The 26,138-nt window shown below is 50.4% G+C and carries 22 protein-coding genes and 1 tRNA gene; 8 read left to right on the top strand and 15 right to left on the bottom strand.

The window, feature by feature from the left end:
* Nucleotides 1-45 precede the first annotated feature (45 nt).
* A complete protein-coding gene (rlmN, locus tag JSQ97_RS05445; protein WP_205075117.1) occupies nucleotides 46-1,071 on the top strand; it encodes a dual-specificity RNA methyltransferase RlmN in 1,026 nt (341 codons plus the stop codon).
* A gap of 287 nt (nucleotides 1,072-1,358) precedes the next feature.
* Here the strand turns inward: rlmN and JSQ97_RS05440 are convergent, their stop codons facing one another.
* From JSQ97_RS05440 to JSQ97_RS05400, 9 genes are all read right to left on the bottom strand, one after another.
* The gene (locus tag JSQ97_RS05440) at nucleotides 1,359-1,616 is read right to left on the bottom strand and encodes a hypothetical protein (RefSeq protein ID WP_205075116.1); all 258 of its coding nucleotides are present in this window, start codon (nucleotides 1,614-1,616) and stop codon (nucleotides 1,359-1,361) included.
* Between the two features lie 526 nt (nucleotides 1,617-2,142).
* Complete coding sequence (locus JSQ97_RS05435) at nucleotides 2,143-3,174, bottom strand: class II fructose-bisphosphate aldolase (protein ID WP_205075115.1); 1,032 nt, start codon at nucleotides 3,172-3,174, stop codon at nucleotides 2,143-2,145.
* A 230-nt stretch (nucleotides 3,175-3,404) separates the two neighbouring features.
* Nucleotides 3,405-4,244, bottom strand: coding sequence for an RsmB/NOP family class I SAM-dependent RNA methyltransferase (locus tag JSQ97_RS05430; protein ID WP_205075143.1), 840 nt, complete (start codon nucleotides 4,242-4,244; stop codon nucleotides 3,405-3,407).
* A 51-nt stretch (nucleotides 4,245-4,295) separates the two neighbouring features.
* On the bottom strand, nucleotides 4,296-5,714 hold the full coding sequence (locus tag JSQ97_RS05425; protein ID WP_239446964.1) for a glycoside hydrolase family 3 N-terminal domain-containing protein: 1,419 nt from the start codon (nucleotides 5,712-5,714) through the stop codon (nucleotides 4,296-4,298).
* Nucleotides 5,715-5,898: 184 nt separating this feature from the next.
* Nucleotides 5,899-6,522 (bottom strand): hypothetical protein, encoded by a 624-nt coding sequence (locus tag JSQ97_RS05420; RefSeq protein ID WP_205075114.1) that lies wholly within the window; start codon nucleotides 6,520-6,522, stop codon nucleotides 5,899-5,901.
* A 12-nt stretch (nucleotides 6,523-6,534) separates the two neighbouring features.
* On the bottom strand, nucleotides 6,535-8,505 hold the full coding sequence (gene ligA / locus JSQ97_RS05415) for an NAD-dependent DNA ligase LigA (RefSeq protein WP_205075113.1): 1,971 nt from the start codon (nucleotides 8,503-8,505) through the stop codon (nucleotides 6,535-6,537).
* 16 nt (nucleotides 8,506-8,521) lie between these two features.
* A complete protein-coding gene (gene trmB / locus JSQ97_RS05410; RefSeq protein ID WP_239446978.1) occupies nucleotides 8,522-9,148 on the bottom strand; it encodes a tRNA (guanosine(46)-N7)-methyltransferase TrmB in 627 nt (208 codons plus the stop codon).
* Between the two features lie 80 nt (nucleotides 9,149-9,228).
* On the bottom strand, nucleotides 9,229-9,882 hold the full coding sequence (locus JSQ97_RS05405) for a hypothetical protein (RefSeq protein WP_205075112.1): 654 nt from the start codon (nucleotides 9,880-9,882) through the stop codon (nucleotides 9,229-9,231).
* Between the two features lie 2 nt (nucleotides 9,883-9,884).
* Complete coding sequence (locus JSQ97_RS05400) at nucleotides 9,885-11,081, bottom strand: DUF8084 family protein (RefSeq protein WP_370590039.1); 1,197 nt, start codon at nucleotides 11,079-11,081, stop codon at nucleotides 9,885-9,887.
* Between the two features lie 61 nt (nucleotides 11,082-11,142).
* Here JSQ97_RS05400 and JSQ97_RS05395 point away from each other — a divergent pair, with 61 nt between their 5' ends.
* A complete protein-coding gene (locus tag JSQ97_RS05395; RefSeq protein WP_205075111.1) occupies nucleotides 11,143-13,134 on the top strand; it encodes a hypothetical protein in 1,992 nt (663 codons plus the stop codon).
* Nucleotides 13,131-14,333: a DNA polymerase IV gene (gene dinB, locus JSQ97_RS05390; protein ID WP_205075110.1), complete on the top strand. Its 1,203-nt coding sequence runs from the start codon at nucleotides 13,131-13,133 to the stop codon at nucleotides 14,331-14,333. Before JSQ97_RS05395 ends, dinB begins: the two co-directional genes overlap by 4 nt.
* A gap of 755 nt (nucleotides 14,334-15,088) precedes the next feature.
* Here dinB and JSQ97_RS05385 read toward each other — a convergent pair.
* The gene (locus JSQ97_RS05385) at nucleotides 15,089-15,592 is read right to left on the bottom strand and encodes a hypothetical protein (protein WP_205075109.1); all 504 of its coding nucleotides are present in this window, start codon (nucleotides 15,590-15,592) and stop codon (nucleotides 15,089-15,091) included.
* A 128-nt stretch (nucleotides 15,593-15,720) separates the two neighbouring features.
* Nucleotides 15,721-15,822, bottom strand: a complete 102-nt coding sequence (locus JSQ97_RS05380) for a type II toxin-antitoxin system RelE/ParE family toxin (RefSeq protein ID WP_239446962.1) — start codon at nucleotides 15,820-15,822, stop codon at nucleotides 15,721-15,723.
* Between the two features lie 132 nt (nucleotides 15,823-15,954).
* Between JSQ97_RS05380 and JSQ97_RS05375 the strand changes: the two genes are divergently transcribed.
* Nucleotides 15,955-16,028 (top strand) — tRNA-Val (locus JSQ97_RS05375).
* Nucleotides 16,029-16,044: 16 nt separating this feature from the next.
* Here JSQ97_RS05375 and JSQ97_RS05370 read toward each other — a convergent pair.
* Both JSQ97_RS05370 and JSQ97_RS05365 read right to left on the bottom strand, forming a co-directional pair.
* A complete protein-coding gene (locus JSQ97_RS05370; RefSeq protein ID WP_239446960.1) occupies nucleotides 16,045-17,031 on the bottom strand; it encodes a Gfo/Idh/MocA family protein in 987 nt (328 codons plus the stop codon).
* Nucleotides 17,032-17,121: 90 nt separating this feature from the next.
* Nucleotides 17,122-17,373 carry a GlsB/YeaQ/YmgE family stress response membrane protein gene (locus tag JSQ97_RS05365; protein WP_187384479.1) on the bottom strand — a complete coding sequence of 84 codons (252 nt, stop codon included), beginning with the start codon at nucleotides 17,371-17,373 and terminating at the stop codon, nucleotides 17,122-17,124.
* 224 nt (nucleotides 17,374-17,597) lie between these two features.
* Between JSQ97_RS05365 and JSQ97_RS05360 the strand changes: the two genes are divergently transcribed.
* The 4 genes from JSQ97_RS05360 (at nucleotide 17,598) to JSQ97_RS05345 (ending at nucleotide 22,776) form a co-directional block, all read left to right on the top strand.
* Nucleotides 17,598-18,353 carry a DeoR/GlpR family DNA-binding transcription regulator gene (locus JSQ97_RS05360; protein WP_205075108.1) on the top strand — a complete coding sequence of 252 codons (756 nt, stop codon included), beginning with the start codon at nucleotides 17,598-17,600 and terminating at the stop codon, nucleotides 18,351-18,353.
* A gap of 291 nt (nucleotides 18,354-18,644) precedes the next feature.
* Complete coding sequence (locus tag JSQ97_RS05355; RefSeq protein WP_205075107.1) at nucleotides 18,645-19,940, top strand: four-carbon acid sugar kinase family protein; 1,296 nt, start codon at nucleotides 18,645-18,647, stop codon at nucleotides 19,938-19,940.
* A 112-nt stretch (nucleotides 19,941-20,052) separates the two neighbouring features.
* Nucleotides 20,053-21,054 (top strand): 4-hydroxythreonine-4-phosphate dehydrogenase PdxA, encoded by a 1,002-nt coding sequence (gene pdxA, locus JSQ97_RS05350; protein WP_205075106.1) that lies wholly within the window; start codon nucleotides 20,053-20,055, stop codon nucleotides 21,052-21,054.
* A 351-nt stretch (nucleotides 21,055-21,405) separates the two neighbouring features.
* Nucleotides 21,406-22,776 (top strand): GntP family permease, encoded by a 1,371-nt coding sequence (locus JSQ97_RS05345; protein ID WP_205075105.1) that lies wholly within the window; start codon nucleotides 21,406-21,408, stop codon nucleotides 22,774-22,776.
* Between the two features lie 78 nt (nucleotides 22,777-22,854).
* Here JSQ97_RS05345 and JSQ97_RS05340 read toward each other — a convergent pair whose 3' ends face one another.
* Together JSQ97_RS05340 and JSQ97_RS05335 are read right to left on the bottom strand one after the other, a co-directional pair.
* The gene (locus tag JSQ97_RS05340; RefSeq protein ID WP_239446958.1) at nucleotides 22,855-23,571 is read right to left on the bottom strand and encodes a lysophospholipid acyltransferase family protein; all 717 of its coding nucleotides are present in this window, start codon (nucleotides 23,569-23,571) and stop codon (nucleotides 22,855-22,857) included.
* A gap of 60 nt (nucleotides 23,572-23,631) precedes the next feature.
* Nucleotides 23,632-26,088 carry a helicase C-terminal domain-containing protein gene (locus JSQ97_RS05335; protein WP_205075103.1) on the bottom strand — a complete coding sequence of 819 codons (2,457 nt, stop codon included), beginning with the start codon at nucleotides 26,086-26,088 and terminating at the stop codon, nucleotides 23,632-23,634.
* Nucleotides 26,089-26,138: the final 50 nt, after the last annotated feature.

Below are 26,138 nucleotides of genomic sequence, written 5' to 3'. Positions count from 1 at the left end.
TGTGCACGCCGCGCTTTATTAATTTTTGTCGGACATGTCCCGATCATGAATAAAATCGCACTCGCAGGTCTTTTGCCCGAAGAACTGTGCGCTTCGCTTTCTCTCTCTCCTTCGTTCCGCGGGAATCAACTGTTTCAGTGGATCGGAAAAGGTGCCTATTCGTTCGATGAGATGACGAATCTGAGCACGGAACTACGGGCGTCACTTGCCGAAAAAGCGCTCATCCGCTCGACACAGGTGTCGGATGTACTGAAAGCGGAAGACGGTACGGTAAAGCTGCAGATACGGACGGAAGACGGACTTGCAGTCGAAACGGTGCTCCTCACCGACAGGGCGGGTCGGAAAACCGCCTGCGTTTCCTGCCAAGCCGGCTGCGCGATGGGCTGCGCCTTTTGCAAAACGGGAACACTCGGTCTTGCGCGGAATTTGAGCGCGGCGGAAATCGTCGAACAGTTTTTATATCTCGAAAAATATGCGGGACTGCTCGACAATATCGTCTTCATGGGCATGGGAGAGCCGCTTTTAAATCTCGATGCGGTCCGGAAAGCGATCGCCGTGCTCACCGACAAACGGGGCAGAAATCTTTCAAGCCGCCGTATCACGATTTCAACCGTCGGCATCGTAAGCGGCATATACGATTTGGCGGATAAGGGGCCGGCAGTGCGCCTCGCCCTTTCGCTTACGACGGCGGACGAAACCTTGCGCCGCGAACTCATGCCGGCGTCTTTGTCGAATTCTTTACACGATTTGCGTCAGGCGATTTCGTACTACATCGAAAAAACGGGAAAAAGAGTTACGCTCGAAGCCGTGCTGCTTGCAGGGAAAAACATGAGCGAAAAAAATGCAGATTCTCTCATAGCATTTGCAAAAGATTTGGACGTCCACATCAACCTCATTCCGTGGAATCCCGTCGAAGGGCTTTCCTTTACAACGCCAAATCAGGAGGAAACGGAGGAATTCGTTTCGCGCCTTGAAAAGGGAGGACTCAACGTAACGCTCCGTATGCACCGCGGAAAAAGCATCGCGGGTGCTTGCGGTCAGCTCGGCAAAACGGAGACGGGCGCCGTGTGAGTCGCGCGGAAAACTTATCGAAAACGAGCCGCGAACGACCACTGCTCGGATTTGATCCATTTTGTATGTAAATAAATCCATATAAGACAAAGAAATACGAGTAGTAGAAAAAAATCTCCCAGCAGAAAATGAAAAGCTGTGATAAAATTCTAATAAACACACAGGCTGTTCAAGATAAAATCATAATCCTAATTCTTGTTGGATAGCCATACGAAATGAACTCGTTCTAACCGGCGAAGAGCCGACGAACCACGTAAATAAATCAGTTCGCTCAAAAAGACACACTTTTATCCCTGACATAAAGTACGTGAAATTCTTGCCATCGTATTTGCACAGTTGAGAGTGACGAACAGAACGCCATTTTCGAAGAAATTGCCGAAAGTTTCATAGTTGCAGTAGCCCAAATCAAACGTAACAGTATCTCCTTTTTTGAGCCGCATGTCTTTCAGAGTATTGTTTTCATGTTCGACCGCATTTATGATGAATACATAGTCGGGAACACTATGGTTGATATCATATTGCAGATTGATTTTTATGCCTCCCATGGTACTTCTGAAATCAGCCCATGGAAAGTCGTGTATATTTAAGCTGATTTCAGTTGCATCTGCAGCGTAAAAATACTTCCTGAACAATTTGCGTCCACTTCTGTCGAGTGTCGCAAGCACTGCATAAAACAGTCTTTCGAATACTTCGGATATTCCTTAAAATTGAACGGCGCCATTTCAGACGTTCAATTTTAACTTTCCTTAAAATTCAACAGTCGAACAAAATATCAATTTTGGAGACTGTTGAATTAGTGCGCGAGAGCGCACACGTTGATTCGCGAGTTTTGATTCGAAAACTCGAAGTTAAATTGAACGGCGCCATTTCAGACGTTCAATTTTAAACTCCGTCGTAACTCTAGTCGGCGGCATATCTGCAATATTCGGTCGGCATCGTACATAGCAAAAAAGACGTACGGATCATTCATGAGTCTCTAAAGACTTTTCGAAACTCGCTTTATACCGAAAACGGCAAAAAGGGCGCACAAAACTTTGCGCGCCCTCTCATAAAAACAAAATTAATAATTATTTATTTTGCAGCTTTGATCGCGTTCATCGCTTCGATTGCATGTCCCGCGCTGCCGAGCACGTTTTTATTTTTGTGCGCATACATCGCTTTCAGTTCATCGCGTGCCGGTCCGAGGTACAGGCGCGGATCGAACACTGTGGGGTCTTCCGTGAGTACACGCCTGATTGCCGCAGTCATCGCAAGGCGTCCGTCCGAATCGATATTGATCTTGCATACTGCGGATTTCGCCGCTTTTCGAAGCTGTTCTTCAGGGATGCCGACGGAATCGGGTATCTTACCGCCGTATTTTTCGATCTCTTTGACGTACTGTACCGGAACCGACGACGCGCCGTGAAGCACGATCGGAAATCCCGGAAGCTTTTTTTCGATCTCTTCGAGCACGTTAAATGCGAGCGGCGGCGGGATCAAAACACCGTCTGCAGTGCGTGTGCACTGTTCGGGTGTGAATTTGCATCTGCCGTGACTCGTGCCGATGGAAATGGCAAGCGAATCGACGCCCGTTTTGCCGACGAAATCCTGCACTTCTTCCGGTTTCGTGTAGTGGCTTTCGGCCGCGCTCACTTCGTCTTCGACGCCGGCCAACACGCCGAGCTCGCCTTCGACGGTAACGTAATCTTTTTGCGCGTGTGCAAAATCGCATACCTGTTTTGTCATCTTTACGTTTTCATCGTAGGGAAGAGAGGAACCGTCGATCATCACGGATGAAAATCCGCTTTCGATGCAGTCTTTTGCAACTTCGAATGACGGACCGTGATCGAGGTGGAGCACGATCGGGATATCGCAGCCGAGTTCGTGGGCGTATTCGACGGCACCGGCTGCAAGGTGGCGAAGCATGTATTTATCGGCGTACGCGCGCGCGCCTTTTGAAACCTGCAGGATGACCGGCGACTGTGTTTCAACGCAAGCTTGGATAATTGCCTGCAGTTGTTCCATATTGTTGAAGTTGTATGCCGGAAGCGCATAGTGTCCGGCCATCGCCTGCTGGAACAGCACTTTCGTGTTGACCAGTCCGATCTCTTTGTAACTGTGCATAGAAAACTCCTGTAAAGTCCCTGAAAAGCTGCTGCTTTCGGAAAACTTTTCTCATACCGTCCGCACTGAAGCGGAATCGGTCATTTCGATATACGGATCTGCAACGCAAATCCCGGTTTTGAAAACGGACTTGCCGTTTAAAACCGTCTCTTATATGTCTATATATTATTGTAAACTTTTTTGCAGCGGGTGACAAGGCGTGCGACCGGACATTGTACGGCCTACGATTTTTACTTCTCAGTTTTTTGAATCAGAGAAAAATATATCGGCCCCGCTCCGTCTTGTGTATCGGGCAAAACGTGAAAACCGTATTTCGTTTTTTCGGCTTCGGGAAGAGGCGTATCGCAAAAGGGTTCGAGCTTTTGCCGCGCCAGCGGAATACGGTCGAGCGCGATTTTCGCCGTATCGAATTTTTTAAAAAGCCGTTCGACGACATCGTCGTTTTCGGCGGAAGCAAGAGCACACGTCGAATAGAGTATGTAGCCGTCGGGATTGAGCATGCGGTAAGCGGACGACAAGAGCGCCCACTGAGCGATCGCCGAAGTTTTTATGCGTGAAGGCGTCCACTCGGCAAGGTATTTCGCATCGGTAAAAACGTGGCGTTCGGACGAACACGGTGCGTCGAGCAGGATGCGGTCAAAGCGCGCGTTTTTGTTAAGACACAGTTTCGCTCCGTCACTCACGTTCGTCCTTACGCGCGCAAAAACACTTTCGGAAAGACAGTTTTCGAGGACGCGCCTGAGTCTTTTGCTGCGCTCCCGGGAACGCTCGTTCGCAACGAGATACGCATCGCTTTCCATGAGAGATGCGAGGACAAGCGTTTTGCCGCCCGGTGCCGCGCAGAGGTCGAGAACAGTATGCGCACCGGAAAGCGGGAGCGAAGAAGCTGCCAGAACGCTTGCGGCATCGAGAAAATACGGCTCCCTTCCGCCCGCGTTCCACGACGCATAGCGGACATCGCCTAAAAGCGCTTCTTTGATTTTCGGCCACCGCTGTCCGTACAGCGCCGAATACAGCGATTCGAATCCCTCTTTTCCCGAAAGCTTTTGCGCACTTCTATCTTTCCGCATATCGCTCCGTTCATTCACAGCTTTCCGCCGGCATTTACGATCCCCATTCGTTTACCGCCAACGATTCGCACCCCGCCCCGCTTCCGATGTGCGGGAACTCCGAGCGGAAACTTCGGCAACAAAGGCATCGTTTTCTTTTTTTGCGATTCGAAAAGCTTCCGCCCTCGCCCGCTTTACTTTTCCGTCGTACCGCATCGCACCTGCGCTTTGTGATGCAGAGCCTGAGTACGGCACAGCGGAAGTCGGAACGACGCGCCAAATGCCGTCCGTTTTTTCAAGCGTAAGAATACCGCGATCGATTTTAAAATCGATAACGCGGCGTGCAGATTCTTCGATCCGTTTTGCAAAACGTTCGTTTTCCTTCGCACGGGCGACAAGCAACGCATGTTCGCGTGCAAACTTTTTTTCGGAAATCATAATCACGTCGACGCCCGCTTCGATCGCCGAAAGCGCCGCACGCTCAGGAGGATAACCGTTTTCCGAAAGAGCGGCCATAAAGATATCGTCCGAAAATACGAGTCCTTTAAAACCGAGTTCACCGCGCAGTTTATTTTCTATCCAAACGCGCGAAAGACACGCAGGTATATGAGAATCGGCAAGAGACACGCGGGCATGAGACATGAGAACGCCTGCGCTCCCGAGAGAGATAAGGCGGGAAAACGGATAGCAAACCGTTTTATCAAATTCTTCTTCGGATATATCGATTTCGGGCAATCCCGTGTGCGGATCGGTATTCGTGTTGCCGGGAAAATGCTTTATCACCGCGGCGACGCCGTTGTTTTGCAGGGCGTTGAGAGATGCCGCCCCGTATGCGACGACACCCGACACATTTCCGAAGCTTCGCTCACCGATAAAAGCTTCGTTCGACTCGGTACGCACTTCGACAACGGGCGCGATATTGACGGTAAAGCCGAGAAGCCGCATCTGAGACGCCTGCAGCGAGTACAAGCGATACGCCTCCGATACCGAAAATGTTTCGGCGACGACTCCGTTTGCGGGAAGTTTTCCTGCAATACCTTTCAGCCGGCACACGTCTCCGCCCTCCTGATCGAGTGCGAGATACGGCGGAATGCAGCCGTGTGCAGCGCAGTACAAAAAAATCGAATCGGTAAAATTAATAATTTTTTCCGGAGTATCGGCGATATTGTATGAAAAGAAAATATAGCCGCCGGGCATGAGCGCTTTGCTGCGCGAAGCATCCGTCCATTCGACGGGAGTGAATACGTCGTCTTCGACGAGATTTTCCATAAAAAGTTGAGCAGCCTGCTCTTCGATCGTAAGGGATGCGACATACGAAAAAAGAGCATCCTGTTTTGCCGCAAGCGTTCGGACTGCATCTTCATGTACAGCGTTTGCGCTCTCTCTCATAGTCTGTTCGCGCCGCATCTGCCGCCTCTCGGGAGCGGAACACGCGGCAAAGACAAAAGCTGCAATCAAAAAAAGCGAGAAGCCGTTCCGTACACTTCGCATATAACGGAGTATATGTTTTTTTTTCGGATACCTCAAGTGTTCGTTCACCGAATCCTCGCCGTTCCGCCATTTTGGTTACCCGGTCAAATGACGACGCGCGAAACGGTTGGAAAATTTCGGGTTTTGGAAAACTCGAAATTGAATCTATTGCATTCGCCGATACTTTTTCCGCGCCCTTGTCCCGTCAATACGTCGCTTCGATTTTCAGTATTCCGTCCGTGCCGACGATAACGCTGTAATGGACGCCCGCCCGGCACTGTGCGAGATCCGCCGAATAGCCCCTCGAAAAACCCGCGGCAAAGGCGGAAAACGGAGAAAGGGCAAAACGGGCGAGCGCGTACAGATCGCGCCGCCTTTCAAAAGGCGAAGAGGCTCCCAAAAGCATGCACTGTTTGTTTTCATTGTAATAACGGAAGAGTTCGGTACCGCGCCGGCGAAAAAAAGGAGAAGAAGCCGATACGATTTCCCTGCCGTAGAGTTCGCACGGAAAATAAAAACGCTTGCCTGAAAATTCCGCGCTTTTAAAATCGACGGCGAGAACCGAACCGCGCCACGAACGTTCGATCCGCGCACATTCGTTGCCGCTCGTATCGAGGATGGAAACGGAAGCGCTCACTGTTTCTCCGTCTGCGCCTACGCTCGTCCCATATATTAAAATCCTCATGATTTCATAGCGCTCGATAGAGGGAAGCCTTTCGGCGGCTCCGAAACAGTTTGCAAAGCGGACGGCAAACACGATAAACAAAATGAGGAGCGACGCAAAGACCGCATTGAAAATAAAATAGCCTGCCGTTCTTTCCCGCGCCATATCCGCCTCGTCTTAACGCGCTGTTTCAACATGTACCATTTTAATAAATTCTTTTTCGTCGATGACGGGTATGCCGAATTTCGCGGCCTTTGCGTTTTTCGAAGAACCGCTTTCTTTATCGTTTGTGACGAGGTAAGACAAATCTTTCGTCACCGACGATTTACAGACGCCGCCCCGCTCTTTGACGAGGCTCTCCGCATCGGCCCTCTTCATCGTCGAAAGCTCTCCGGTAAAGCAAAAGGATTTTCCCGCAAAGATACCGGCTTTTTGCTCGATGATCTCTATCGTCCCGGAAGAAACGAGGGAGCGCATTTCGAGCGCGTTTTCGGAAAGCCCTTCGACCGCAATCTTCGCCGTCTTTTCGGCAAAACCGTATACACAGGCTATGTCCGCTTCGGATGCCTGCAAAAGTTTTTCGAGCGTGTCGAAACCCGAGGCGACGAGTTTTTCCGCCATCGTCTCCCCTATCCCTTCGATATCGAATCCCGCAACAAAAGCCGAAAGGCTCATGCGTCTCCTGTTTCCGATCGACGCGACGACCTTCGCCGCTCCGAGCGATTCTTTTTCCGCGGCGATGCTTTCTTCGTTCAAAAAAAACGGCGTGAGCACATCAACGGTAAGGGAATAGATATCGGTGATCGAAGAAAGCTTTCCCGCATTGAAAAGAGAAGTGACGAGAGTTTCTCCCAAATCTCGGATATCGACGATCTGCACCCATTTCAAAAGCTGATGCAACACGCGCTTCGGACACGACTTGTTCGGACAAAAAAGACGAGAGCCTTCATCGACGAGAGAAGTACCGCAAGTTTCGCAGGTTTTCGGAAAGACGACGGGAAAAGTCGCGTTGTCGTTCGGAACGACGCTTTCGATTTTCGGGATGATCTCTCCCCTCTTTACGACGACGACGGATGAACCGACGGCAACGCCGAGGGCGCGCATCGTATCGGGGTTTGCAAGGCTTGCTCGCTGCACGGTCGTACCGGCAAGTTCCACGGGATCGAAAATCGCAACGGGAGTATAGGTTCCGCCGTTTTTACTCCATTCGATGCTGCGGACGACGGACACCGCTTCTTCGAGACTGAACTTGAACGCGATCTGCCGTTCGGGGCGCGCTCTCGCCGCATCGTCCCTGCGGATCGTCCGCTCTTTGACGACAAGTCCGTCTATGTCGTAGTCGAGCGATTTTCTTTTTTCCATGACACCCGCACGATATGCGACGACTTCATCGGCTGTTTTACAGATCGCAAGGGGCACGACGGTAAAACCGCACGATGAAAGCCACGAGATTTTTTCCTCTTCGTCCCGAAACGGAGCCTCTCCTTCTGCCGCCCACGCGTCGTATGCGATCATCTCCAAGTCTTCGCTTCCCGTGCCGTCTTTCCGCTTCATGATGCCGTTCGCAGCGTTTCGGCAATTCGCTTTATCGCCGTATTTCGCACGATGAACGCCGTGCGTCATGATCACTTCGCCGCGCACGGCTCCGGTAAAGTCTTCCGCACACGAAAGCGTCATGATGACGCCTTTCATTTTTTTTGCGTTTGCCGTAATGTCGTCTCCGACCGTACCGTCGCCCCGCGTTACGGCGCGTACAAGATTTCCTTTTTCGTATTGCAATTCGAGAGAAGCGCCGTCGAGTTTGTATTCGACAAGGTATTCGCCGTAGTCATGCTTTTGCGCCCAGCCTAAAAACTGTTCGGGATTTGCAACTTTTTCCTGGCTTCCCATCGGCATGATGTGTCGGACTTTTTCGAAATTGCCCGAATCCTGCCCGATCTTTTTTAAGAGCGGATCGGAAGGATCGAGAGACTTAAGCTCATCCCACAGCGCGTCGAAGGCTTCATCGCTTATTTCACCTTCGCCGTCGTAATAGGATTTTTGATAGCGCCGTATCGATTTTTGAAGTTCGACAATGCGATTTTTCCGCGCCTCATCCGCTGCGCGTTTTTGCCCATCCGCCGTATCGGAAGCAAACAGTTCGTCCATACACCCTCATCGTCGTTTAATTGGATCTAATAAAATACAATTCGCGAATTTCCCGAGCGGCACGTATTCCGCGCATTTCGAATTTCGTTTCGGGCCGCCACGCTTTTTTTTCGGCGAAGCCCTCATACGCATTGACAAATCCTTCCGTTGCGGCAAGCTCGGAAAGCGCAAAGTCCGCGTATTCGCTCCAATCGGTGACCATGTAAAAATAGCCGCCTTCTTCGAGCTTCGATGCGAAGAGGTCGGTTCGCGGCCGCTGCACGAGACGCCGTTTATAATGGCGCTTTTTCGGCCACGGATCGGGAAAAAACACGTGAAAGGCGGAAACCGAAGCGTCGGCGATCATATCCGAAAGCACCGCATTCGCGTCTCCTTCGATGATGCGGAGATTTTCCAAACTGCGCGATCGGATTTCGCCGAGCAGCTTTCCGATGCCGGGCTTATGCACTTCGATACCGATATAATTTTTGTCGGGATTGTTCGAAGCGATTTCCGCCGTCGCGCTTCCCATGCCGAAACCGATTTCGATCGTAACGGGATTATCGTTTCCGAAAAGAGATGCGTAATCGATAAGCGATTCCCTGTACGGCACGCACCACTTCGGGGCAAGCTCCGCGTAATTGCGCTTTTGCGCCGAGGTCATGCGCGACGCCCTGACGACATAAGTTTTTACGTCACGGAAAGGCCGCTTTTCTTCAAATACGCCCGCTTCGTTCAAAGCGCTCACTCCCCGCTCGTCGGCGATATTTCAGGTCGATCGATAAAGGGCATAAAGCACAGCACCGATGCATCCGCATTTAAAAAGCAAAGACGCATACGGGACGCGTTTTCCATTTCCCGCCATACATCATCGTCTTCTCTCCACCCTGCTTTGCGCGCATCGAAGTAGATGAGAACGTCTTTTTCATCGTAAAGCGCGATCCGTTCCTTCATCCCCGTTCCGAGTTTTTCCTTCGCCTCGCCCGATCGTGTGTGTACAAGATCGGCGGGATAAAAAACGGAAAAAGAGCTTTCCGCGTCATCGCCGAGCGCATCCGTATAAAAGAACGTGTACGCCCCCTGCGGGATCGCCCCGTCTCCGGGCGAAACGAAATTCGTATAGCCCGCCCACTGCCTCGCATCGGAAGCGAAAATTTCCAAACCGATCGCTTTCCACTCCCAGCCCCTATCGTTTGAAACAATGCGGATGCTTTCGACTCTCCGCACGTCGCTTCCCGCTTCGGCGAAGACCGCGAGACGCATGCGCGGATCGGAATCGTTGTCCGCATACTCGAATACCGCTGCCGCCTTCACCCCTTTCACATCCGGCGCGGAAAGAGAACAGGAAAAAAAAAGCAGAAAGCCGGAAAGCGCAAAAAGCGGCACGGACGATTTCATAGCTAAAAATTGAATATCAGATTGATGACGGTCAAATCGCTTGCCGTAAACTGACTCACAAGCGATTCGAATTTGACACCGACTTTTTTGCACGCATCGTCGAGATAGGAGAGGTAGTACAAACCCAAGTCGACGCCCTCCTGGCCTTCGGGAAGCTCGCGGTAAAAATCGATGAGGGTCTTTTTGCTCGTGTCCGCGGTCTTTTTCGCTTCGATCGTCTCTTTCATTTCCTGAAACGCGTCGTCTTTGTTGTACAGCGTGATCTGCAGCCTGCCCTGCCTGCCGATCGACGAAGCCCCTCCTCCGAGCTTCCACGACAAAAATACGAGTTCTCGCTTGCGCTGCAACTCTTTAATAATTTTTTCTCTGATGACGGGATCCAGGATGAGCGCATCGATATTGTCGACGCCCTGATACATATTGCGCGCCTCTTTGCGGATATTCAAGCTTTCGCTGTTGAGCGCAAGCTCCATGATCATGACGGAAATATATTCGGCGACCCGAGATTTTTCCATATACGCGACAAGCTTATTGCGCAGCGTAAGGAGGATTTCGGGGAAACCTTGGTTTTTGCAGAAGAGTGTAATGATATACCAATTCATGAGGCCCAAGCGGTTCAAAAATTTTTCACTCATCAAAAGGTAAATGTTTTTTTCTTCCGCAGAGTAGCCCTTGTTGTCGACGATGCTCTGCCAAATCGGATCGAGTATCTGCTTCCGCGTCTGCGCGATGATCGCATCTTTATTTAAAAGCATGAGCTTGAGCTGGCGCTCGCTTATCGATGTCTCTTCGTCGATGAGATGTGCGGGATTCGATCGATTGTATTTTCGAACGCAGGCGCACTTAATGAGGGCGGAATACACTTCCCGATCGAACTGTTTGTAAAGCAGCGAATAGACGATGATCTTCGCAAGATCCATGACTTCCTGCCGCACCGAAACGAATTCGGTCGTCGATATTTCGATTTTTGAAATGTAGTCGAGTAAAATCAAATGTTGGACGGACTGAGGATAAAATTTATTAAAAAAGATACCGTATTCGTCGGCATTGTCCGCAAGTCTGAAACGAAGGAGCTTTTTTTTGCGGCTTATAAAATAAGAAGCACCGTCCTCCGTCAATATGATTTTCAGCGGTAAACCGAACATAATTTTTTTTTCAGTCGTACTCATAGTTTTTTTCCAATCGTTTACATTTGCCAATGTGCAGTATTATATACAATAGGACTTGCATTGTAAACACGTTATACAATACACTGACGGCATGAAAACGAAGCGCTTCGCACTGTGTTTTTTTATCGGCATTTTCGCTTCCGTATCCCTGTGCGCGCAAAACGAAGTGCACGGACGCGAACTCTGCCGCGAAACGGCTTCTTTTCTGTCTTCATTCGGTTTACGTACAGTAAGCGATGCCCTCGTTTCCGGCGGACAAAACGATTTCCCGTACAACGTCTACGTCCGCATTCCCGCATCCGAAAAGACTACCGTTTCAAACGGACGCACAAGACTCATCCTCGCCTTTACGATGGAAGACGCGTACGTCCACCGCGATTTTTTTACGCCGTTTTTGCAGAGCGTAAAAGAAATCAAAAGCGACTCGGATATCATCCTGCTTTTTTCTTACGGAGACGAAAAGATCGATGCAGGCATACCGCAGATAAAAGGTACCGACATATTCGCAAAAAGCATCGAAACGCCGGACGATTATGCGGCCGTGTGCGTCGATTTCGACGCCCGAAAAAAAGCGGCAATCGAACCGGGAGGCGAAGGCACTGTTTCCCCCGATTGGCTCGTGCTGCGCCTCATCCGCGCGTGCGATGAAAACGCCATCCCCTATACCCTCCGCGGCGGCGGACTCAATTCGCTCTTCCGCCTCTCCCTCATCGAAAGCGATGAGCGCTCGTCTTTTTTTCTTACGCGCGAAATCCCGTGCGTATCGCTTTCGCTTTCTCCCGACAGCGAAAATGCGCTTCCGCTTTTGACATCCTTCGTTTCTGCGTACGCGGCGACGGGAGCTGAAAGCTGGGACAGGCACTACATACTCATCCCGACGGGCACGTCGATCGTCGACTTCGATGAGCGATTTATCGTGCTGTGTTTTATGGGTATCGCATTCGTAAGTCTTTTTATTCTTTGCGAATTTTCGTTTATCGTCGACAAAAAAAATAGAAAAAACATACGGCGCGACGTAGTGCATCTGTGGTACATAATCCCGCTCACAGCCCTTATCGCGTCTCTTTCGTTTCAGGCAAGTCAAATATTTACACATTTTTTGTCGAATGTATTCGGCATCGGCACGCTCGTGCAATTCGTCCTAAAAGTCGCCGCAGCCTTTATCATCGTGACCATTCTCTACCTTTTTCAAATACGCCGGCAAGGCATACTCAAAAAACAAGCCTACGCCTATGTCCTCACGCTCGCTTCCGTCGTCAATATTTTTATCCTTGCCGCCGTTGACATATCGCTTTTTTTCCTCTTTACGATGGAATACGTTGTTACGTATTTGTCGCGGCCGTTCAAGCGTACCGGTTCCCTTATCGCGCTTTTTTTTCTGATGGGGATACCCTTTTTGCCCTACGTCGTGCAGATAATCAATTTCGGCCGCGCAAACGCATTCCGCACCGTCGCGTACAGTCCGTTTCCGATAAACGTCCTCCTCGCCTTTCTTTTTCTTCCGTTTTTAATACAGTGGTTCCGCATCATAGCGCGCATGAACGAAAGGTGGCAAAACACATCACTCTCCGTTTTCGGTATGCGTATGCGCAATGCCGTCTTATCTCTCGCAGCTATTGCAATGATCGCGACTTTGATTTTTACCGCGATCACCTATATTCCCGACCGTTTCGATACCGGAGACGAAAGACGATCCGCGCTTAGAAGCGACATACGAGAGACGGACGAAAACCGTATTTCGTGCAGCGTAAGCGACAGAACCTTTTTCGGCGACACATCGCGCCGCATCGTCGTACGGATCGGAAAAAACGCCGTCCTGTGTTCCGTGTCTCTTACGGGCGCATCGCGAAATCCCGTACTCTACTCCGACTCCGAATACGTTTCCGATACGGGCACGAACACCGATACTTTTGCGATCCCGCCGTACCCGCCCGAAACGCTCGTCTTTGTATATACCGCCGACACTTCGGCTTCGACAACGGTAAAAGTGAGCGCGCTCTATGAAGCAGGCGAAAAAAACGCATACGTCAAAAGCACGTACACTTTCGATATTCCTTCTCAAAAAAGCGGCGGCTTTTCATGACAAAGCGCTTTCTCCACGTCGACATCGACGCCTTTTTCGCTTCAGTCGAACAGCTCGACAACCCCGCTCTCCGCGGAAAACCCGTGATCGTCGGAGGGCTGCCTGGCGAACGGCGGGCTGTCGTTTCGACCGCATCCTACGAAGCGCGCGTATACGGCGTCCATTCGGCTATGCCCGTCGCCGAAGCGTACCGGCTCTGCCCTTCGGGCATCTACCTGCACGGAAGACATGAGCGCTATCACGAAGTCTCCGCTCAGATCATGGATATATTCCGCGAATATTCTCCCGACGTCGATCAGATTTCCATCGACGAAGCTTTTATCGATTTGACGGGCACCGAGCTTCTTTTCGGAGATCCCGAACAAACCGCGCTCCGCTTAAAAAAAGAAGTGCTCGATACGACGGGACTCACCGTATCGGTAGGTCTTGCAAGCACGAAATACATCGCAAAGCTCGCGTCCGAAATGTCGAAGCCCGACGGATTTTTTGAAGTCGAATCGGGAGACGAAGAGCGTTTTATGCTTTCGCTGCCGCTGAAAAAAATATGGGGCATCGGACACAAAACGCTTTCGCGCATCAATCAGGCGGGCATCTTTACCGCACGCGATCTTCGGGAAAAAAGCGAAGAACTGCTTTGCGTATTGTTCGGAAAAGCCGCAGGCAATTTTTTATACAACGTCGTGCGCGGAAGAGAACCCGACACTTTTATGAGAGACGCGGCTTCCCATTCGCTGAGTTCCGAAAAAACTTTCGCATACGACCTTACCGACACATACGCGATAAAAACCGCAATCATGGAACTCTCGCACACCGTCATGTTTCGCATGCGGCGCGAAGACTATACGAGCAAAACCGTTTTTGTAAAAATACGCTACGAAGATTTTACAACCGTTTCCGCCCGCGAAACTTCAACGTCAAAGATAACGTCGATCGACGACCTCTACGCACGCGCATGCGCTCTGTTTGAAAAAAAATACGAATCGGGGCGCGGCATACGCCTCATCGGAATCGGAGCCGATCACATAAGCGGCGCATCGGAGCCGAAGCAGGAAGAGCTCTTCGATTTCGGAGAAAAGAAAAAAGAAGCCGTCGAAAATGCGATCCTCGATTTGGCAAAAAAACACCCCCAAGTCAAAGTGCATAAAGCGCGCCTCCTCGCAGGAGAAAAAACCGCACACGCGGAAACGCTGAAGAAATAAAAACGGATTATAAGGGCGAATGTTACAAAACGATTGAACATTATGAAAAAGAAAAAGATAATAATTTTTTATATATCCGCGTTTTTTATTTTATTCGCAGGCTGTTTTTTAGTTGAATATATCATATCGAACGAAAAGCCGAGTCCGATATCTCTCATACATGAAGGTTTTTTCGAATACATTACCGTTTTTCCGTTGGCTGCTTTTTTTCCGGAACTCACAACGGCATTACTTTTTTTTAAGGACACGATTATACTCGTGTTGATAGGATTATGTATTCTTACGGGAATTGCCGCACCCGTATTTTTATCTTTGAAAAAGAACAAGCTTTTTCCGTACAATATAGTGTTTATCCTATCCCTCGCCGCGTACTTTTTTGTCGGCATATTAGGCTTTGGATTGAGGTACGGGGAATTGTGAGTGCTGTAAACACAGTACCGTACCCATCCGTATAATTAATAATTTGTATATTACCGGTAAAGCTCTTTTTACCCTAATCTTTTGTTATAAACTCAAAAAATTTTTAAAACATACGCTAAAATAATAAAAACAACAAAAAAAAATCAAACCTATAAAACTGCAGAGCAACAGTCTATCCATATCTAAGTTTTGTCTTAAATTCACAACTTCTACTATTCCCTTTAAGCAGTTCAAGAATTTTGTCAATTGCTGTAGATGAGATAAATGCCAATAGAAGGAACACCATATCCTTCCAGGTTTTAATACGGATATTCATCATACCAACCTTTTTTTATTCATCGTTCGCCATCCAGCGGATATGCTCTCGATAAACCGTTTTGCAAAGTATAAATATTATCAAAACGTGAAGGATATTCAAGCCCTAGTCTTTTGCATTCCGAAATAAATTCATCATGATCAAAATTCTCGCCTTGTTTCGTTTTGCGATCATAAATAAAACCGACGGCATATTCGGATTCATATCCGTCAAAACCGTAAATATACTCATCCGTAATTGTCCATTCAAAAACACCGTCCGCAAGCATTTTGCCTTTTTCGTCCCCCAAATAATATTTTTTTTGAAAGAGATGTTTTTTTATCCGGCACTCGTTCGTAATTTTATATCCCCAAAACGCTCTGCTCCCGTGCGGCAAATACGGCAGAATAATAAAAGGCACAGCAACAAAAAACAATATCTTTTTTTTCTTTTTGATCGCCAGAACGACGAATAAAATAAAAGGCACCGCGAGCGGTATAATAATAACGAGATGAATCATTAAAAACGCAAGAACATATCCCAAAGTACCGGCGCTCCTTCATGCGGTCTTCCTGCAACTTGGGATTTTATCCAAATCGCTTTTCAATTTTTCTTTTGCAATAATGTCGCCGATTTTCGGCAACTCGATGTTCTCATCCATACGAACCTCGCTTAGTGATAATCCGTAATCGTTACTTCATAAGCTTCATTGTTTTGAAACTTAAACTGTATTCTCCATCGGTCGTTTATTCGTATCGAACAATAATCTTTCAAATCACCCGAACAGATGTTCGAATTTATTCCCCGGTGAAATCTTCAAATCATCTTCACATTCGACAAAAAAATATCGCTATCTTGACGAAACGCACGATATCCGATAGAGTAATTACTACACCGCTTTCGGGTGCGCGATTAGCTCAGTTGGTTAGAGTACAAGCATGACACGCTTGGGGTCACTAGTTCGATTCTAGTATCGCGCATCGGGAAGCGGTGTTTTTATTCGAACGGATAGCGCACGCCGAAAATCCGCCTGATTTCATCCATCAGTTCCATAATGTGCAACGTTTCGGAAAGCGGCATCGAAGGGCATTCGATTTTGCCCGCTTCTATCGCGTCCGCCGCTTCAATGAGTTCATATTCATAGCCTGTCAGCTGCGCGGGACACGCTTCCTCTTTTACCAATGTGCGCTCTTTATTAAAAACGCTTATCTTCTGGGGATTGTTGATGTTTTCGATTTGTATAAATCCGTCCGTGCAGTAAATCATCCCGTAGCGGTCGGAGACCGCGTCTGCTCCTGCGGCAAGGATCGCGAGCCGTCCGTCGTTTTCATACGTAAGCGTGATGCTGTCGTGTATGTCGACTCCGGCCGCATTTTTTTGGCAAACAGCCTGCACTCCGTCCGAACGGCCGAAAATCATTTCGGCAAAGTTCAGCGCATAGATGCCGACATCGAGGAGCGCACCGCCTGCGAGTTCGGGGCGAACGATGCGCTCTTTGTGCAGGATACTGTAGCTTAAATTCGCCGTAAGCATTTTCGCTTCCCCTGCGATTTTCGACGCAACCGCCTCTGCGATGATGTTTCGCATCGGCTGGTAGCGCGTCCAAATCGCTTCGGCAAGCAAAAGTTTTTTTTCGCGCGCAAGGTCGACGACAAGTTTCGCTTCGGCGGCGTTTGCGGTAAACGCTTTTTCGCACAGCACGTGCTTCCCGCCTTCAAGGCAGAGCCGTATGTGCCGGGCGTGATGCGAATGCGGCGTCGCGATATACACGAGATCGACTGAGGGATCGGAGACGAGCGCTTCATACGATGCGAACGATTTTTTCGCACCGTATTCGGCGGCAAAAGCGCGCCCTTTTTCCGCGCTGCGGGATGCGACGCCGTACAGTTCTACGCGATGGATACCGCGCTCGCGCATCATACGGATCGTCTTTGCGATGACGGCAGCGATACGCCCCGCACCGATAATTCCCATGCGTATCATCAAAACACTCCTTAAAATGCGGCATTGCAGGAAATATCAACTTCCGAAAATGCCGCATTAGTGCGCGAAAGCGCACACGTACATCCGTGTTTAAAATTTTTTCCCCATGATCGCGCGGACAGCCGCGATAAAGATACACGAGCCCGCAACGCCGATGATTATCGAAGAAGCGAATCCCCCTCCGCCGATATTCAGCGCATTCGCGATGGCGGAACCCACGATTGAACCGATGATGCCGATCAGGCAGTTTGTCCAAAAACCGTGTTTGCTTTTCATAAAAATTCCGGCAAGCCATCCGATGAGCGCGCCGATTACAATTGTAAAAATAATTATCATTACCATAACAATACCTCGCACACAGTATAACATAGGATCGGATTTTCGGCTATTTCACCGCAAGAATCGATACGGGTCTAAGCAATTCGCGCGGGCGGAACGCAATCCGCACAGATGACCACATAAACAACAAAAAAATAATTCTTGACAGGCTTCGGCGGCGGGTTTATAATCAAACAAGTTCGAACATAATCGAACATTAAGCAACACGTAAAAATGATGAAAAAAATATGGAAAAAACACTGGAAATAGAACGAGAACGCTATATCTTGGACAAAATCAAAACCGCGGGATCCGTTCAAGTGGATGCTCTCGCAAAAGAACTCGACGTAAGCGCGATGACGATCCGCAGGGATTTGACGAGTTTAAAAACGCGCGGTCTCATCAACCGCTGCCACGGAGGGGCGATCATCAAACAGGAAACGCCGTATTACAACAAAAAAGTTTCCAACGCCGCCGAAAAATGCAGGATTGCAAACGCGGCGATAAAATTTATTAATTCGAACGATACCGTCTTCCTCGATGCAGGAACGACGACGTATCAAATCGCGCAGCTCATCGCCGACAGAGAAGACGTAACAGTCATCACCGACGACTTGCAGATCGCAATGATGCTGTCGCAGAGCAGGACAAACGTATACGTCTGCGGCGGCTATATCCAAAAGACGACCGGCTGCGTGATGGGTATGTTTGCCGAACAGATAATCGAAAACTTTCTCATCGACGCGGCGTTTATCGGAACGGCTGCAATCGATGAAGATTTTACCGTGCGCACGCCGACTCTCGAAAAAGTCGCGCTGAAGCGAAAGATCGTCGAAAACAGCGACCGCTCGTATCTCGTCGCAGACACAGAAAAATTCGATAAACGGGCGACGATAAAAATCAATACGCTTGCCGACTATACCGGTGTCATCACCGATAAAAAATTCACAGGAAAAGAGCTGACCGCGCTGCGCAAAAAACGCATCAGCGTGATCGCCGTGTAAAAGGTTTAAACGAGCCGCTGAAATAGCGCGTCTCGTTTAACTTCGAGTTTTCTTTCGAAAACTCGCTCATATACGTGTGCGCTCTCGCGCACCGCTGCGGCATTGCAGGAAGTTGACACTTCCTGCAATGCCGCACTTCAAGGTTTAAACGAGCCGCTGAAATAGCGCGTCTCGTTTAACTTCGAGTTTTCTTTCGAAAACTCGACCATATACGTGTGCGCTCTCGCGCACCGCTGCGGCATTTTCGGAAGTTGACACTTCCTGCAATGCCGCACTTCAAGGTAGGAAATTATGCCGCAATGTTTGATCATAGCAGACGATTTGACGGGAGCGAACGCAACGGGAGTTCTGCTTCATAAAGCGGGATACAGCGCACACACCGTGTTGGAGCTCGACGGCGCAAAAGACATACAACGTGAATGCGATTGTCTCCTGTACCCGACAAACAGCCGAAGCCGGACGCCCGAAGAAGCGTACCGGCGCGTATTCGAAGCGACAAAAAAATTAAAAAGCGGAGATACGAAAGTATACGCCAAACGCATCGACAGCACGCTCAGAGGAAACCTCGGTCGGGAAACGGATGCGATGCTCGACGCGCTCGGCGAAAACTATACCGCCCTCGTCGCTCCGAGTTTTCCGTCGTCCGGACGAATCGTCTGCGGCGGATATATGCTCGTCAATTCGGTGCCGCTCCATAAAACGAGCGCAGCCGTCGATCCGAAAAATCCTATCGATACGTCCCGTGTCGAAGACATATTCCGCAGGCAGTCGAAATATCCCGTCGCGTCCGTCGATTTGGGAGAGTTGCGTAAAGGAAAAACATACGTCGCAGAACGCATAACGGCGCTTGCAAAAGAAGGCATACGTACGATCCTGTTCGACTGCATCACCGACGACGATTTGGAACTGATCGCCGGTGCGGGAATCGCATCGGGCATCCCGTTTATAAGCGTCGGACCCGGACCTTTTACGGCGGCTCTTGTCAAAAGCACTATCGCTCCGCGAATAAAAAACGACGGAGGCTCCGTACTGCTCGTGATCGGAAGCGTAAACGGCGTCGCAAAAATGCAGATCGACGAAGTGCTTCCGTCGCGTGACATCTTCGTATCGCTCATCAAGATCGAAGAACTTATAAAAAGCGACGAATCGCGGCAAGCGGAAATACGGCGCAACATCGAAGCGATTGCGGCAGCTGCACGAGAGTTCCGCATCTACGCGCTCATCGGAGAAGGTATAGACCCCGACAAGCGAGTCGATTTTACAAAATACGAAAAGCGGACGAAGCGTACGAGCGACGAACTGTCTGATATCGTCAACTCGTCGTTTGCGGCCATGGCTGCAGAAATTTTGCGGCGGCAAAACGACATCAAAGCGCTGTACACGAGCGGAGGGGATATAACGCTTGCCGTCTACGATGAGCTTCGCGTATCGAGCATCAAGTTGCACACGGAAGTGCTGCCGCTTACCGCGTACGGAGAATTGTGCGGGGGAGATTTTGACGGCTTGAAAGTGATCACAAAGGGAGGCATGGCCGGCGATAAATATGCACTCAAAGACTGCATCGCATATTTGACTACGCATATTTAAACGGAAGCATGGTGAGCGCATTCGACTTAAACGGTGTACCTTTGAGAAAATGCGACGTCGGCCGTCCGTATAAAAATTATTAATTTGAAAACAATTTTATGGGAGCAATACTATGACAAGACCTTTTATTGCGATTCCGATCGGAGACCCCGCAGGCATCGGGCCGGAAATCGTTGCGAAAGCCGTCGCGGACAAAGACACGTGTGCCGCGGCAAAATGCGTCGTTATCGGTGACAAAAAGATCATGGAAGGGGCGATACGGATTACAAATGTGCCGCTTTCGATACGCTGCATCGAAAATCCCGAAGACGGCGACTACCGCGAAAACGTACTTAACCTCATCGACTTCGACAATATCGATATGGCAAGGTTTAAAATCGGTACGATCGACGGTATGTGCGGAAAAGCCGCATACGAGTATATCGAAAAAAGCATTTCGCTCGCGATGGAGCATAAAGTCGCCGCCGTCGCTACGACTCCGATCAACAAAGAAGCGCTCAAAGCGGGAGGCGTGCCTTTTATCGGTCACACGGAAATCTTCGGAGCGCTGACGCATACGAGCGATCCGCTGACGATGTTCGAAGTGCGCGGTCTGCGCGTTTTCTTTTTGACGCGCCACGTATCTCTCATGGAAGCGTGCAAAATGGTAAAAAAAGAGCGCATCGTCGATTACGTAAAGCGCTGCCTCGACGCGCTTAAAAAACTCGGCGTCACCGAAGGTACGATGGCCGTCGCGGGTTTGAATCCGCATTCGGGCGAACACGGACTGTTCGGAACCGAAGAAGTGACGGACGTAACGCCGGCGGTCGAATCTCTCCAAAAAGAAGGATACCCGGTCGCAGGTCCCATCGGGGCGGATTCCGTCTTCCATCTCGCGCTCATCGGCAAATTCAACAGTGTCCTTTCGCTTTATCACGATCAGGGACACATCGCGACGAAAACGCTCGACTTCGAGCGCACGATTTCGGTTACCGGCGGCATGCCGATCCTCCGCACTTCCGTCGATCACGGCACTGCGATGGACATAGCCGGTACGGGAAAGGCGAGCGCGGTGAGCATGATAGAAGCGATCCGCCTTGCGGTAAAGTATTCGCCGAATTTTATTAACGGATGATTATGCGGATGAGTGCCGCATAAAATAAACAGGGTTTTTATAGGAGGTACGATAAAAAGCGCCGTCCGAAATAGCGCCGTCGCTAAAGTCCGGAGACGAAAAACGCCGAAGCGTTTTTCTTTTATGGGAGACACTCGCAATTTCTGTGCATTGCTCGAAATCGCAGCGTTCTTATCTCGAGTTTGCGTGGATGTTTGCAGAAGCCGTGTATAAGTGCTATCTCGATAAAAATCGTATGAGTACAATACACTGTATTTGCAAACTCGACTATTAAACGTGTGCGCTTATGCGCACGGCTAAAAACTTTTTCGGAAATTGATATTTCCTGCAAAAGTTTTTATAGGAGGAAGTATGGGAGACATTTCAGGAGCACAGATGCTCGTAGGACTCGGAATCGGTCTATTAGTGCTGATCCTGCTCATTCTCAAAACGAAAGTCCACGTGTTTATCGCGTTGATTATCGCATCGTGCATCATCGGACTTGCAGGCGGTATGGCACCGACGGCGATTGCGGGGACGATCACAAAGGGCTTCGGCGGAACGCTCGGCGGTATCGGTATCATCATCGGCTTGGGTGTCATGATGGGTCAGATATTCGAAGCGTCGGGAGCTGCGGAGCGCATGGCGAGGGCATTCCTTAAACTCTTCGGCAAGGGACGGGAAGAATTTGCGATGGCTATTACCGGATACGTCGTTTCGATCGCGATCTTTTGCGATTCGGGATTCGTCATCCTCTCGCCGCTCGCACGCGCGCTTTCAAGAGAAACGAAAAAATCGATGGTATCGCTGAGCATCGCGCTCGCGGGAGGCTTGGTCATCACGCACTCGCTCGTACCGCCGACGCCCGGTCCGCTCGGCGTGGCAGGAACCTTCGGAATCGACGTCGGCAATTTTTTGCTGCTCGGCCTCGTCGTATCCATTCCGATGACGCTCGCGGTCATGTTTTACGGCAAATGGCTCGGTAAAAAGATTTATCAGATCCCGGGCGATAAAGAAGGCGAATGGCTCCGTCCGCCTTATCAAAAACCGCAGTACGATACAAACGACGGCGCGAACGCGAAAAAACTGCCGTCCACATTTGTTTCGTTTATGCCTATAGTCCTGCCGGTCGTGCTCATTTTATTAAATACGGTTCTTTCCGCACTGAAGGCGACGGGGCCGATCGCGACATTCTTTTTCGTCGTCGGTACGCCGATTTTCGCGGTGCTGATCGGGACGCTGATTGCGATCTTTACGCTGACGCGCGGGCAGAGCAGAGAGTCCGTTATCAATACGCTTGAGGCGAGCATCAAAAGCGCAGGCATCATCATACTCGTGACCGGCGGAGGCGGTGCGCTCGGACAAGTCATCAAAGATGCGGGCGTCGGAAATTACATCGCACAGGGGATCGCTGCGACGCACATCCCCGTTATCCTCCTGCCCTTTATCATCGCGACGCTCGTACGCTTCGTGCAGGGTTCGGGTACCGTCGCTATGATCACCGCGGCGGGGATCACCGCTCCGATCGTTGCGGCCGCAGGAGGCAATATGGTGCTCGGTGCGCTCGCGGCGACGGTCGGTTCGCTCTTCTTTTCGTACTTCAACGACAGTTTCTACTGGGTCGTAAACCGCTTGAGCGGCATCACCGACACGAAAGAACAGATCCGCGTATGGTCGATTTCAACGACGATCGCATGGGCGGTCGGCTTTGCCGCCCTGCTCATACTCGATATCTTTATGTGATTTTCAATGCGCAAACCCGTAATCGCATGACGCTTACGGGTTTGCATTTTCCTACGCCGCTCCTTTCGGTGCGCTTTTTTATTTAACCGATGACCGCCACGCGTCGAGCTGCGCTTGGATAAGGCGCGGCGCTTCTTCCAAAATCGCGTTCTGCGCTTCCTTCGTCTTCGGCGCATCATAGATTTTTACGATCGTCACTTTATAACTGCCGTTTTTCAAATTCGTCATGATCGTGCGCAGCCTGCCGATCTCCCAGCCGCCGTCGAGCGCACACACGACGACGGGGAGCGCGGTCGCTTCTGCGAGTTTTCGAAATCCCGCAGAATAAAACTTTCCTACGTTTCCGTTCCGCGTCCGAGAGCCTTCGGGAAAGAGCACCGGTATCTGGTCGCGCTCAAGCACGCGCCGTGCAAAATCTTCGATCGTCTTCATCGCCGTTACGGGACTTGCCCTGCGCGGGATAAGGCAGTGCTCCTGTGAACGCAGCATTTCCGACACGAGCGGGATATGGCGGCCTAGCTCCGCCTTTGCGACAAAGCGCAGATTTTTATCGCGAAAATAATTCATATAGCAGGGTATGTCGAAAAGGCTTTGATGATTCGAAATGATGATAAACTGCGGCGGAAGTTCGCCGAAACGCCGCTTGTCGCCGATAAAACGAAAATGCTTGTAACAGGATAAAATCGCAAATAGGCGCGGAGCTACCGTACGCACGATATAATCGGAAAGAACGGCGCTCGCTTTTTTAGATATGGGATACAAAATGATATTGCCGATGGACGGCAATGTTACCATTCCGAACAGGCAGCATAATGTGACAAGGCTCGACATAAAGCAATAATATAGTGAAATGCCTCAGCTGTCAAATAGAAAGCGCTCCGTTTCCGATACGATCGTATCGATATCTTCGTAGAGGCGTTTCGATTCGGGTATGCTGCCTAAAAATATCGAGCCGTAGCGCTTTTCGTAAATGCGTTTGTCGAGGAGCGTAACACAGCCTCGGTCATCGCTCCGCCTGATGAGGCGGCCGAATCCCTGCCGAAATTTGATGACCGCTTCGGGAACGCTGAGTTCCATAAACGGTCTTCCGCCCCGCCTTACGACGGCTTCGGAGCGGGCGGTAAAGACGGGATCGTTCGGTACGGAAAAGGGCAGCTTTACGATGATCACTTGCGAAAGAGAAGAGCCGGGAACATCGACGCCCTGCCAAAAAGAATCGGTTGCAAAGAGCACGCTTTCTATATCTTCGCGGAACGAAGCGAGGAGGCGGGAAGCATCGTCGTCGCCCTGTTTTAAAAGTCGGAACTTCGAAAGAAAGGGTGCCGCATCGGCAAAGGTGTTTCGAAGCATATCGTAGGACGTAAAGAGGACGAGCGTCCTGCCCCGTGCGGCGGAGACAAGGCGGCTCACGGCCGACACGACGAAGCGCTGAAAGTCGACGGCGTTTTCGGGAAGAGGGGCGTCGGACGGAACGGAAAAAAGCAGGTTCGTTTTATACGGAAACGGAGACGGAAAATCTCCGGTGCGGACGCGATCTTCATCGGCAAATGAAACGCCCGTCCGCCGCATCCACCACGAAAAATTTTTGTGTATCGAAAGCGTCGCCGACGTACACACGACCGACTCCATCGGCTCGAATACGCCCGTGTTCATAAGAGGCGCGATGTCGAGCGGCGTTTTCGTAAACAGCGTATACTGCCGCTCATCGTCTTTCGCCGAAAGTGCATCGCTCGGAAGATATTTTTTTTGCAAGTAAAACACCGAATCGCGTTTTTCATCCCACGCCGTAAAGTCGTTGAACAAAAGCAAAGCCGCTTCGAGCCTGCGGACGACGAGCTTCGCTTCCCAATACGCGCCTGCCGCTTTGTCCTCGTCCGTGATGCCTTCCATCAATTCTTTTACAAGGGCGATAAGAGATGCAAGAGAAGACGCAAGGGAAGCGGCAAGAGAAAGAAGCGGCCCGAAATCGCGAGAAGTCGCATCGGAAAGGCGTATCGTGTAATCGTCCTGCAATATATCTCCCGCCGCAGTTTCCAAATCCGCGATCGCCGACTTAACGCGGCTCACGATCCCGCTCGCATCCGCCGCGCGATCTTCGTTCGACGACAAAATTGCAAGCGTGCAGATATATCCCGCTTCGGAATTTTTGTGTCTGCGGTACAAAAGATTTACTTGACGCAAAATCGCAAATCGGTTCGCCGTACCGCTGAAAAAACTCGTCGCCGCGTTTTCGATGCCGTGCGCTTCATCGAATACAACGTGACGATACGGCGGCAAAACCGCCTGATCGTCCCAGCCCGCCCCGCTCAGACGCGACTCGATGTCAGCGAAAAGTAAATGATGGTTTACGACGACGATATCGGCAGCCGAAGCCTCTTTCCTCACTTTCATGACAAAGCACTGCGCGTAAAAGGGACAGCGCGGCCCCATACACGCATCGCTTTCGCTTTTTATGCGCGACCATATCTTTTCTCCGGGCATAAAAGGCAAATCGCTTTTGCTTCCCGTCGCGCTCTTTTCAGCCCACCGGGCTATCGCATCGAAGGTTTCCGTATCGTCACCGAAAAGCTCTCTTTCGCTTCCCGCATCCGACAGGCGGCGGAGGCACACGTAATTTTGTCTGCCTTTGACGAGGACGGCTTTGCACTTTTTTCCGATTATCTTTTCCGCTGCGGGGATGTCTTTTTCGCACAGCTGCTGCTGCAAATTGATCGTGCCCGTGGAAATGACGACGCGCTCGCCGTTCGAAACCGCCCACAGCATCGCGGGGATGAGATAAGCGTAGGATTTTCCGACGCCGGTTCCCGCTTCGAATACGCCGAGCGAATTTTCATTGAAGGAGCGGGCGATGCTCCGAAGGAGCGCTATCTGCACGGGGCGCTCTTCGTAGCTTTCCGATTGCACGGAAAGCGGGCCGCCGTTTTCGAGATATAGGGCTGCCGCGTCGATATCGAGCTTGGTAATCGATTTCGGCTTTACCGCTTCCATGACGACATATACGTGCGAAGCACTGTTGTCGATGATGTAAAACCCCTGTGCGCGTTCGGACGCGTCGGAAGCGACCGCCATATCCGCGTCGGAGGGTTCGAGGTGCCCGCTCGGATGATTGTGGATGAGGACCGCGCATTCGCGCACGTCGTTTTGATTGACGGGAACTTCGCTCTCATTACCGCGAGCGCCGACTTTTACCGAAACGACGATACCCGACGAATCGATATCGCCGGTAAAAAACACTTCGTTACCGCCCGCTTCTCGGACGGCGCGTTTGAGTTCATCGATAACTGAATCTGAAAAATATTTTCGGCTGTCCATCACTTCCGTCCGGAACGCTTACAACTATATGAAATTGCATCGCTGCAAAA

The sequence above is a fragment of the Treponema sp. Marseille-Q4523 genome, from assembly GCF_016901105.1.
Lineage (GTDB): Bacteria > Spirochaetota > Spirochaetia > Treponematales > Treponemataceae > Treponema_D.
This window is presented reverse-complemented; position numbering and strand designations above follow the sequence as displayed.

Excerpts from the sequence above, each read along its gene's own strand:
- rlmN (WP_205075117.1), top strand. The coding sequence starts at position 46 with ATGAATAAAATCGCACTCGCAGGTCTTTTGCCCGAAGAACTGTGCGCT.
- JSQ97_RS05440 (WP_205075116.1), bottom strand. The coding sequence starts at position 1,616 with ATGGGAGGCATAAAAATCAATCTGCAATATGATATCAACCATAGTGTT.
- JSQ97_RS05435 (WP_205075115.1), bottom strand. The coding sequence starts at position 3,174 with ATGCACAGTTACAAAGAGATCGGACTGGTCAACACGAAAGTGCTGTTC.
- JSQ97_RS05430 (WP_205075143.1), bottom strand. The coding sequence starts at position 4,244 with ATGCGGAAAGATAGAAGTGCGCAAAAGCTTTCGGGAAAAGAGGGATTC.
- JSQ97_RS05425 (WP_239446964.1), bottom strand. The coding sequence starts at position 5,714 with ATGCGAAGTGTACGGAACGGCTTCTCGCTTTTTTTGATTGCAGCTTTT.
- JSQ97_RS05420 (WP_205075114.1), bottom strand. The coding sequence starts at position 6,522 with ATGGCGCGGGAAAGAACGGCAGGCTATTTTATTTTCAATGCGGTCTTT.
- ligA (WP_205075113.1), bottom strand. The coding sequence starts at position 8,505 with ATGGACGAACTGTTTGCTTCCGATACGGCGGATGGGCAAAAACGCGCA.
- trmB (WP_239446978.1), bottom strand. The coding sequence starts at position 9,148 with ATGACCTCGGCGCAAAAGCGCAATTACGCGGAGCTTGCCCCGAAGTGG.
- JSQ97_RS05405 (WP_205075112.1), bottom strand. The coding sequence starts at position 9,882 with ATGAAATCGTCCGTGCCGCTTTTTGCGCTTTCCGGCTTTCTGCTTTTT.
- JSQ97_RS05395 (WP_205075111.1), top strand. The coding sequence starts at position 11,143 with ATGAAAACGAAGCGCTTCGCACTGTGTTTTTTTATCGGCATTTTCGCT.
- dinB (WP_205075110.1), top strand. The coding sequence starts at position 13,131 with ATGACAAAGCGCTTTCTCCACGTCGACATCGACGCCTTTTTCGCTTCA.
- JSQ97_RS05370 (WP_239446960.1), bottom strand. The coding sequence starts at position 17,031 with ATGATACGCATGGGAATTATCGGTGCGGGGCGTATCGCTGCCGTCATC.
- JSQ97_RS05365 (WP_187384479.1), bottom strand. The coding sequence starts at position 17,373 with ATGGTAATGATAATTATTTTTACAATTGTAATCGGCGCGCTCATCGGA.
- JSQ97_RS05360 (WP_205075108.1), top strand. The coding sequence starts at position 17,598 with ATGGAAAAAACACTGGAAATAGAACGAGAACGCTATATCTTGGACAAA.
- JSQ97_RS05355 (WP_205075107.1), top strand. The coding sequence starts at position 18,645 with ATGCCGCAATGTTTGATCATAGCAGACGATTTGACGGGAGCGAACGCA.
- pdxA (WP_205075106.1), top strand. The coding sequence starts at position 20,053 with ATGACAAGACCTTTTATTGCGATTCCGATCGGAGACCCCGCAGGCATC.
- JSQ97_RS05345 (WP_205075105.1), top strand. The coding sequence starts at position 21,406 with ATGGGAGACATTTCAGGAGCACAGATGCTCGTAGGACTCGGAATCGGT.
- JSQ97_RS05340 (WP_239446958.1), bottom strand. The coding sequence starts at position 23,571 with ATGGTAACATTGCCGTCCATCGGCAATATCATTTTGTATCCCATATCT.
- JSQ97_RS05335 (WP_205075103.1), bottom strand. The coding sequence starts at position 26,088 with ATGGACAGCCGAAAATATTTTTCAGATTCAGTTATCGATGAACTCAAA.